The organism is Phormidesmis sp. 146-12 (assembly GCF_052939495.1).
Window position 1 is genome coordinate 1 of the sequence record NZ_JBJPHS010000177.1, and the last position, 8814, is coordinate 8814.

Below are 8814 nucleotides of genomic sequence, written 5' to 3' on the forward strand. Positions count from 1 at the left end.
TTTGGCGTTGCTGATTGGAGGGATGAATCTGTGGGAAGTGTCCATCTTTTCGCCCCCTAAATCCCCCAAAATTGGGGGACTTTGAACCTTGGGTTTCCCGCCGCTTTGGGGCAATTCATCCCTTGATTCAGCAACGCCAGAGTTTTTAGTTTGAGGCTGCTGGGGTAAATTGCAGTTGGCGCGCACTGCCATCATCTTTAAAGTGTTGTTCACCTACGCCCACACATTCGACAGTGATTTCTCGATCGCTTGGTTTCCAGTTTCCCTGCCTCGCCTCAATTTGAACGGTAGTTTCTTGAACTCGATAGGTCGTCGTTGACCAGGCACCCGATCGATACTCAAAACTGTCCCCATCATCTTCGTACAGTGTGAATTCACCCATGCCGGGCCAAATGCGAATCCGGAGGTGATCGATCGGGCGTTCATCCACGTATTGCATAATAGGTTGTAGCGGAATGATTGATCCGGCTTTAACATACAGTGGCATCCGTTCTAGAGGCGCGTCAGCAAGAATGTGAGTAGACCCTTGATAGCGATCGCCGCTCCACCAGTCGTACCAAACCCCCGCGGGCAAGTAGACCGATCGCGCCTCCACACCCGGACGACACACAGGGGCGGCCATCAACACTGAACCCAACATAACTTGATCGTGAAGATGATAAGTTTTGGAATCGTGGGGATACTCATAAAGCAATGGTCGAAGGATAGCACTTCCTGTATTGGATGATTGCCAAAAGAGCGTGTAGAGATACGGCAATAACTGATAGCGCAATTCAATCGAGTCACGACAAATTTGCTCGGTACGATCGCCAAACGCCCAAGGCTCATGAGGCAATGACTTTAAGGCAGAATGTCCGCGCATCAATGGATAGAGCAATCCCATCTGCATCCATCGAGCAAACAATTCTGGAGTCGCATTCCCGGCAAATCCGCCAATATCCGCCCCCACAAATGCCACCCCTGACAGCGCCATATTACAGAGCATTGGCAGCGACATTTCCAAATGCTCCCACAGCGATTGGTTGTCCCCCATCCACACCGACGACCAGCGTTGAATTCCCGCAAATCCTGAACGAGTTAGCACGAACGATCGCTGATTTGGTCTCAGTTTTTCTAATCCCTGATACGCCGCTTGAGACATGGTTGAACCGTAGAGATTATGCGTTTCAGCATGAGTGCCGCCTTCTTGGGGTGAGCCTTGAGGGGCATCTAATGGAAAGGAAATCTTCTTGCCGCTGTCACCAAAAGGACGCTCATCCAACGTCGGCTCATTCATGTCGTTCCAGATGCCCGCCACGCCCGCATCGGTGAGAATCTTTTGGCGATCGCCCCACCAGTCACGCACTTCAGGGCGCAAAAAGTCAGGAAACACCGATTTGTCAGGCCACACATAGCCATACACTAAATGTCCATCCGTCGTTCTCACGAAGTAATCGTTCTGCAATCCTTCGTAATAAATTTTGTATTCACCGTCCGGTTCATATTTCACACCTGGATCAACGATCGTAACGGTCTTGAATCCATTTTGCTGCAACTCCCCAATCAGTTTCGCGGGGTCAGGAAAGCGAGTCGGACTCCAGGTGAAAACGCGATAACCCTGCATATAGTCAATGTCGAGATGAATGACATCACAGGGAATCTTGCGATTGCGAAACTCTTTAGTCAGCCTTCGTACCACATCTTCTGATTCATAGCTCCAGCGACATTGGTGATAGCCCAGCGCCCACTTTGGCAGTAGGGGCATCCGTCCGGTTAGCTGGGTGTAGGTGTCGAGAATCTGGGCGGGTGTCGCACCGTAAATGATGTAATAGTCAAGTTCTGAACTGTGCGCCAACATCTGCCAGACATCGGGTTTAGTGGCTCCCAGATCAAATTCGCTCCAATAGGTCACATTAAGAAAAATCCCGTAAATCAAGCCAGGACGCAGCACCATAAAAAAGGGAATTGCCTGGTACATTTCGTTGTCGATCGACGTGTAATCCAGCGCATCCACCGTCCAGTTTGTTTTGATCTGCGATCGCTTGTCTAACAGTCCCGTACGTTCGCCAAATCCATAAAAGTGATCTTCAACTTCAATTGTTTTCCAGGCGGCAACCTGCCCAACTCGCCAGCCCATCGCTATTTCAGCATCTTGTGCAAATGGCTGTTCATTGGCATCATAGTAGCTAATTCGACAAGGACGACGCTGAATTTTGACTCGAATCTGATCAGTTTTGATCTCAATCGACGCATCAGTTTGTTCAACATCAAACGGTGTTTTTTCCCACTGATCGTCTGCTTGATTGACGGCCCACGATCGCTGCGGCAAAAACTCCCCTTGAGCCGCCATTCTCACTCGAATCAAGGTTGGAGACAACACACTCAGCTTGAGATGAACGTCACCACAGTCTAGATTAATGTAGCGATCGTCAACTTCAACACTCTGAACATCTGCGATCGTGTTCCACGGTTGATTAGTCTGAGGCAGTTTTCCAAAAACTTGAGGCATGGGAAAGGTAATAAGGGATAAAAGTTAGCCTTTGAGCAGAGATTCTGTGCCGTCGATCCAGATTTCAGTCCCAGAGATATGACTGGAGGCATTAGAGGCTAGAAATAAGACTAGCTGGGCGACTTGTTCAGAGGTTCCGGGTTCTCCATCAGTAAGAGGAATCTTCCCTTCAGGAAATTCGACAGGTTCTTTGATCGATTCTAGATTGCGTTGTTCCGTGTTATTGCTAATCTCAGTTTCGATCGCTCCTGGACAGATCACATTGACGCGAATTTTGTATCTCGCCAACTCTAACGCAACCATTTTAGTAAATGCAACTTGTCCTGCTTTAGAACAAGAATAAGCAGTCGCGCCAGTGTTGCTAAAAATTCGCGTTCCATTCACCGAAGCAGTCACAATGATAGAACCGCCCTGTTGTTTTAAGTAAGGTACGGCGTATTTAACCGTAAGAAACGTTCCTTTGAGATTAATGTTTAAGGTTTTGTCCCAATCTTCGGGTGAAAGCTCCTCGATCGCAGCCCACACGCCATTAATTCCAGCATTCGCAAACACGATGTCAATTTTGCCAAACTCCTGTGCTATTTTATCGATCGCCTGCTTGACCTGATCTGGTTGAGAAACATCTGCGATCGTGGTTATTGCCTTGCCGCCTAGCTTTTGGATTTCGTCGATCGTTTGTTGACTGTCTTCAGGAGTGCAATCGATTGCGCCAACAACGGCACCTTCCTGAGACAACAAAAGGGCTGCGGCTTTCCCAATTCCTGACCCGGCCCCTGTGATGACGGCGACTTTTCCGGTTAGTTGCATGATGTGCTCCTTTTGGAGGGATGAGGGATGAGGGATGAGGGATGAGGGAGAACTTTATTCCGCTTTGCGAGGAGGAGTGCAATTGCTAGATTCGATCGTTTTCTTTGGATACGTGGCCTGCATACGCAATCGCGGTTCCTCCATAATGCTAAATCGCTGCTGCTCCATCCTCAATCGAATCAGTAGGCAATCCGTTAGCGACGACTTTCGCGCCTTCTTTAGTAAACTTGCGATCACTTCTTTGATTCCGGCTCCTGTGCCTGTTACGAATCGCTACTTTGTCTTGCAATCTACCTGCCATAAGTTTTACCCCTGCTGACTCCTCCCCAAACTGTTGTGTAGAGCCGCAAGCAATACCTCTGTCTATAGAAAGGTTATCTTCCTCTGTCTTAAGCGAGTAGGAACCAAGCGATCGCTTTGCTAGTGTGCAATAGACGAATGGAGAATTGTGATGACATATACAACTTCTGATACTGAGAATCAATTGGTGACTGGATTTCAAAGCCTCAATGTAGATCAACAGCTTGCCTTGTTCTACTTCATTTACAAAGAAATGGGACACTCGATCACGCCTGCTGCACCCGGAGCCAGCACCGCCTCACCCGAAATTGGAGAAGCCTATTTTAACCGCGTCAAAGAACTTTCCCACGACCAGCAACTAGAACTACAACGCGATCTGATCAACCACAAAGACACAGAATTTTCTCGCGAATACGGCGCACTTAGCGATACAACCAAACTTCTCTTTTGGTATCTACTTGCTCAAGGCATGGACAACCAAACGATCGTTCCCATGCCCCCAAGCTATGAGCTTTCTTCTGAAGCCAACCAAGTGTTTGAGCAAGTCAAGGCCCTAGAATTTGAGCAGCAGATCACACTCTTCCGGGATATTGTGTCTCCGATGGGGGTCGATCCGACTGTTATCCAACCAGGTAACAAATCTGGGTCGTAGATTAAAGCACTCGGCAGAGTGAAGGGGATGTTTATAAGGTGCTGAAAGCCAACGGCGTTGTGATCCTATTACTGTTCAGTAACTACCCTTAGACCTGATCCCTTATCTGTCTACAAACAATAAGAAAAGTAGAGATCGATCGACCTCCGGCTAAGGAGAAAACAGACTGTCGATCGACCTCTACCAGCACAACTTCAAGCTTTTGTCGTAGGTAACGTTTGTGGAGTTTCTAAGCCTTTGTCTCCACTAACCCAAACCTTCTAGTATCCACGTAGTAGCACCCTTTAGTTCGTTTGGTTAGCTCTGTTAGAGTAGGTAGCTCTTTCAGCGCACCTGTACCAAAACAGTGTTTTTACGATCGCATTCACCAGATCGTTCCCCTGCTTAAATCCGACTCATCGAACTTCTCATAACTGAACAAGTGATTGATCAATTGATTGAGTGAACGGTTGTTGATCGATTCAAATATGCAGGAATTTGGCAGACTGTTGAAGTTGATCTAATACCCGTCAAAGCTACTTCTAGACCTTTTTGATCTTGACGGTCTTCAGATACTCGCTGGGATTGGCAGCGTCGAAGGTAATACCATCAAAGAATTTCTCTGGGCCGCGAGTCGTTTCTTTAGGAATGTCAGCTTCAGCAATACTGATTTCTTTAGCAGCTTCTTTCCACAAGTCTTCCCGATTGGTTTTGTCTACTAGCGCTTTGATGTCAGTGTCACCCGGCAGCATTCCCCAACGCACGTTTTCGGTCAAAAACCAGGTGTCGTGGCTCTTAAAGGGGTAAGAAACAGTGCTGATAGCATCCTTCCAGTAGAGCGGCCCCATTTTGATGTCTTTGATCTCAGCTTGTCCGTCGCCCATCTTGTAGTTGCCTGCCAAGGGAGGAGACAGAATCTCAAGAGGCAGGTTAAAGTTTTGCCGCTTCGCCAAAATTTCTGCTAGTTCTTTACGGTTTTCTGGTTGGTCGCACCACTGTTGTGCTTCGATCACGCCTTTGATCAGGGCTTTCGTCGCTTTGGGATGTTTATCGACCCAATCCGATCGCATTGCAAAATATTCTTCTGGGTGACTCGGCCAAATTTGAGCCGTCAAAGCCGCCATAAAGCCAATGTTCTCTGCCAAAATCCGATAGGGCCAGGGGTCACCTGTGCTAAAACCGTCCATTGTGCCTGTTTTCATGTTGGCAACTGTTTGGGCGGGCGGGACAGTGATCAGCTTTACATCGGTATCGGGATTGATGCCACCTGCGGCTAACCAATAGCGAATCCACAATTCCTGATTGGCACTGGGGAAGGTGTAAGCGGCTGTAAATGGCGTGCCCTTTGCTTTTAGTTCGTCAAAGTAGCCTTTTGCTTGGGACAGATCGAGGTGAATGTTTTTGCCTAAGTGCTTGTTCGCGATCGCAATCCCATTGCCCTGTGTCGAGGTTTGCAGCAGCACATACATGGGAATTTTCTGGTTTTGCGTGGTGATTTTGCCTTCGCTAATCAGGTAGGGCATGGGCATTTGAAACTGTGTGCCCTCAATGCCACCGCCGCCTGCGCCAATCACCAGGTTATCGCGCAAAGACCCCCAGGAAGACTGTTTGAGCACCTGGACTCCGCTCATACCGTGTTTGGCAAAGAAGCCTTTTTCTTGGGCGACGAGCAAGGGAGCCGATTCAAAAATGGGGATGTAGCCGATCCGCACGCTGGTTGTTTCGGGGGCTTGACCTGTCCCAGCATTTACCGCAGGAACGGCCGCCGGAGAGGTCGCATTTTCGGTGGTTGGCGGATTTCCAGCACAGCCTTTGAGAACGATCGATCCCATTGCGGTAGCGCCCGCTGTATAGAGAAATCGACGACGAGAAACGTTGGACATATAGTTTTCTCCAAAAAGGTAGGGATATTTATTAAGTAGAACTATCGAAAAGATAGTCTTACTTTTGAAAGAAGCACTTCTTTTGTTAGATGTTAGTTTAAGCACTTTAAATCACTTATAGATCAATGTGAATTCAAAAGTTCAGATGAAATATTAAATTAAATAGATAAGTAAAAGTTGTTGATCTTGAAGAGCAAAATTTATCAAGTTGTCTCTATATATCAATTGTAAAACTTTCTATGTTATCTAGATTTACATATCTCAAAGGTGTTGCTGTGCATAGGCTGTAGAGAATTAATTAAACATCTAAGTGTCTATCTTTCCAGTACTATTAAGTCTCTATTGAAAGCTATCTATTACGGTTTAATACTGAATTCAATGTATAGATCTCTAATAAAAGTAGGACTTTTAATACGGAAAAGCTGTTAGTAAATGGGTTAGTTCTATGAACTCTGTAAACAAGAAGAAATGTCGTTTTTAATTATGAAGAAAAGTTAAGAAACCTCTAGATAAGCAGTTAAGTAATTATTCTTATCAAGTGCGATTTAACCTATCGTCAATAGACTTCCTGCACGAATCATAGATGCCCTCCGACTAAAGTCGGGGCTACAAGAGCAAAGTGTGCCTTCGCACACTAAAGAGGCGATTTTAACCGTTAGTCCACGGAGGTGGACTTTGTTCTGATAGCAGCGTTGCCGAAGGCTCTTGCGAAGCTAACATCAATCGCCAGGTATTCATGCAGGAAGTCTAATATAGAAAGAACAGTCTGGAATTGCAGATTAACGTGAACTCGATGAAGTTTTTTTGTTTCGTTATTTAGCGCTTCTGCTAACCACCCGATTCTCAAGTGCCCTGGTTAGAGACTGACGTTGAATTAGCGACGATCGCCCCAGAATTGCAGCTTAGGATTACGATCGAGACTCCTTTGTTTATCCAAACGTCCTATGTCTGCTGTTGTTTCATCTACCCAGACGAATCCCTTAAAGCGGCTACTTCGCTATAGTCGTCCTCATCGCACTCAAATTTGGCAAGCCAGCGTCTGCTCAGTTCTTAACAAAATTTTTGACCTGGCACCGCCCTATCTGATTGGCATGGCTGTCGATGTTGTCGTCAAACGAGAATCTTCCTGGATCGCCTACGTTGGCATCACCAGCATTATTGGACAACTTACCGTCTTGTCACTGCTGACCTTCTTGATCTGGAGTTTAGAATCGCTGTTTGAATATGCCTACGATCGCCTCTGGCGCAACCTGGCCCAGACCGTACAGCATGAATTGCGATTGGATGCCTACAGTCACCTGCAAGCATTAGAACTGGGCTTTTTTGAAGAACAAAGTACCGGAACACTGCTGTCTATTCTCAACGATGACATTAACCAACTAGAACGCTTTCTCGACAGTGGTGCGAATGAGATTTTGCAGTTTGTCACGACGATCGTCTTTGTCGGCAGCACTTTTTTGGCGCTCGCACCGGGTGTTTCCTGGTATGCAATGCTGCCCATTCCCTTTATTTTGTGGGGTTCCTTTGCCTTTCAAAAACAGCTTGCGCCTCGATATGCTGACATTCGCCAAAAAGCCAGTCTGGTCAACGGTCGATTAGCTAAGTAGTTAAACAAAATTAATTACATAGTTCTCGCCAAACTCTTTGAGTACTCTCTCTACATACTGAACTAAGCTTTGCCAATTCCGATAAGCACTGAACTCAATCCATTCGTACTTGATAAACCGCCATAGGATCTCAATCAGATTCAATTGCGGGGAGTAGGTTGGTAAGTTAAAAATCTCAATGTTGCGCTGCTTCCACTCCGCTAGCTTGTCCGCGATCGCAACAAAACAAGATTCATAATTGGGAGAAGTTTCGTGCTTTTGTCAAAGCGCATGGGGATAAAACCCAGAGTGAAATGGCAGACCTGTGGGACAGCGAGATTAGCCAGTCCACCATTTCGAGGGCATTACAAAAGATCGGGTATACCCGTAAAAAAACCTACGGGTACAGCCAACGCGACGAAGCTAAACGGGCGGACTTCCTAGCCCAAGTGACAGACCCCAAAGCGCCGCACTTGGTTTAACGTGAATTCGATGAGAGTTTTTTCGCTTCGTTGTTCACGGCTTCTGCCCCCCAACCCCCCAATTTTGGGGGACTTTCAGAGAGGAATTCTGGTTCAAAGTCCCTCACTCGTGGGGGATTTAGGGGGCGTTCCTGGATCTAAAAGCGAAGCGAAGCGTTCATCGAACTGACGTTGGTTTACGTGGACGAGTCTGGGATGGACGAACGGGACAACGCTGGCTACGGCTATGCCCCGGCAGGAGAACGCTTCTATGACCTCAAATCGGGTCGCAGGCAAGGACGCATCAATCTGATCGCACTCTATCGGGCGGGTGAGATCATGGCACCCTTTACGGTCGAGGGGGTCTGTAACCGCAGCGTGTTTGAACGCTGGCTAGAGACGTGCTTGGTGCTCCAATTGCACCCTGGGAGTGGGTGATCGTGGATAATGCCACGTTTCATCATGGCGGTCGGATTGCTCAGTTGATTGAAACCGCAGGCTGTCAATTAGTCTATTTGCCACCCTACTCACCTGACCTCAATCGAATTGAGAAGTGTTGGGCATGGTTGAAAAACCGGATTCGCAAACAGTTACCCACCGCCTCTAGTAGACTGTCAGCTTTGATTTGAGGGGTAATTTGGTTGATAATTTGAGCAGG

General features: G+C 47.2%; 7 protein-coding genes and 2 pseudogenes. 5 read left to right on the forward strand and 4 right to left on the reverse strand.

All coding sequences use genetic code 11. The features are described from left to right. Positions 1 to 145: 145 nt before the first annotated feature. Complete coding sequence (locus ACKFKF_RS33155) at positions 146 to 2488, reverse strand: glycoside hydrolase family 31 protein (RefSeq protein ID WP_446871645.1); 2343 nt, start codon at positions 2486 to 2488, stop codon at positions 146 to 148. A 24-nt stretch (positions 2489 to 2512) separates the two neighbouring features. Beyond that, positions 2513 to 3295, reverse strand: a complete 783-nt coding sequence (locus ACKFKF_RS33160; protein WP_446871646.1) for an SDR family oxidoreductase — start codon at positions 3293 to 3295, stop codon at positions 2513 to 2515. A 451-nt stretch (positions 3296 to 3746) separates the two neighbouring features. Here ACKFKF_RS33160 and ACKFKF_RS33165 point away from each other — a divergent pair, with 451 nt between their 5' ends. Next, positions 3747 to 4247, forward strand: a complete 501-nt coding sequence (locus ACKFKF_RS33165; RefSeq protein WP_446871647.1) for an orange carotenoid protein N-terminal domain-containing protein — start codon at positions 3747 to 3749, stop codon at positions 4245 to 4247. Between the two features lie 521 nt (positions 4248 to 4768). Here ACKFKF_RS33165 and ACKFKF_RS33170 read toward each other — a convergent pair. Beyond that, positions 4769 to 6109 carry a CmpA/NrtA family ABC transporter substrate-binding protein gene (locus tag ACKFKF_RS33170; RefSeq protein WP_446871648.1) on the reverse strand — a complete coding sequence of 447 codons (1341 nt, stop codon included), beginning with the start codon at positions 6107 to 6109 and terminating at the stop codon, positions 4769 to 4771. 944 nt (positions 6110 to 7053) lie between these two features. Here ACKFKF_RS33170 and ACKFKF_RS33175 point away from each other — a divergent pair. Beyond that, positions 7054 to 7716, forward strand: coding sequence for an ABC transporter transmembrane domain-containing protein (locus ACKFKF_RS33175; protein ID WP_446871649.1), 663 nt, complete (start codon positions 7054 to 7056; stop codon positions 7714 to 7716). Here the strand turns inward: ACKFKF_RS33175 and ACKFKF_RS33180 are convergent. Continuing rightward, positions 7717 to 7935 (reverse strand): annotated as a pseudogene (locus tag ACKFKF_RS33180) (transposase); the annotation flags it as partial. A 5-nt stretch (positions 7936 to 7940) separates the two neighbouring features. On the opposite strand from ACKFKF_RS33180, the pseudogene ACKFKF_RS33185 reads away from it, so the two are divergent. From ACKFKF_RS33185 to ACKFKF_RS33195, 3 genes and pseudogenes are all read left to right on the forward strand, one after another. Then, positions 7941 to 8151 (forward strand): annotated as a pseudogene (locus tag ACKFKF_RS33185) (IS630 family transposase); the annotation flags it as partial. A gap of 206 nt (positions 8152 to 8357) precedes the next feature. Next, a complete protein-coding gene (locus ACKFKF_RS33190; RefSeq protein ID WP_446871651.1) occupies positions 8358 to 8594 on the forward strand; it encodes a transposase in 237 nt (78 codons plus the stop codon). Positions 8595 to 8596: 2 nt separating this feature from the next. After that, positions 8597 to 8785 carry a transposase gene (locus ACKFKF_RS33195; protein WP_446871650.1) on the forward strand — a complete coding sequence of 63 codons (189 nt, stop codon included), beginning with the start codon at positions 8597 to 8599 and terminating at the stop codon, positions 8783 to 8785. Positions 8786 to 8814 lie beyond the last annotated feature (29 nt).

Excerpts from the sequence above, each read along its gene's own strand:
- ACKFKF_RS33155 (WP_446871645.1), bottom strand. The coding sequence starts at position 2,488 with ATGCCTCAAGTTTTTGGAAAACTGCCTCAGACTAATCAACCGTGGAAC.
- ACKFKF_RS33160 (WP_446871646.1), bottom strand. The coding sequence starts at position 3,295 with ATGCAACTAACCGGAAAAGTCGCCGTCATCACAGGGGCCGGGTCAGGA.
- ACKFKF_RS33165 (WP_446871647.1), top strand. The coding sequence starts at position 3,747 with ATGACATATACAACTTCTGATACTGAGAATCAATTGGTGACTGGATTT.
- ACKFKF_RS33170 (WP_446871648.1), bottom strand. The coding sequence starts at position 6,109 with ATGTCCAACGTTTCTCGTCGTCGATTTCTCTATACAGCGGGCGCTACC.
- ACKFKF_RS33175 (WP_446871649.1), top strand. The coding sequence starts at position 7,054 with ATGTCTGCTGTTGTTTCATCTACCCAGACGAATCCCTTAAAGCGGCTA.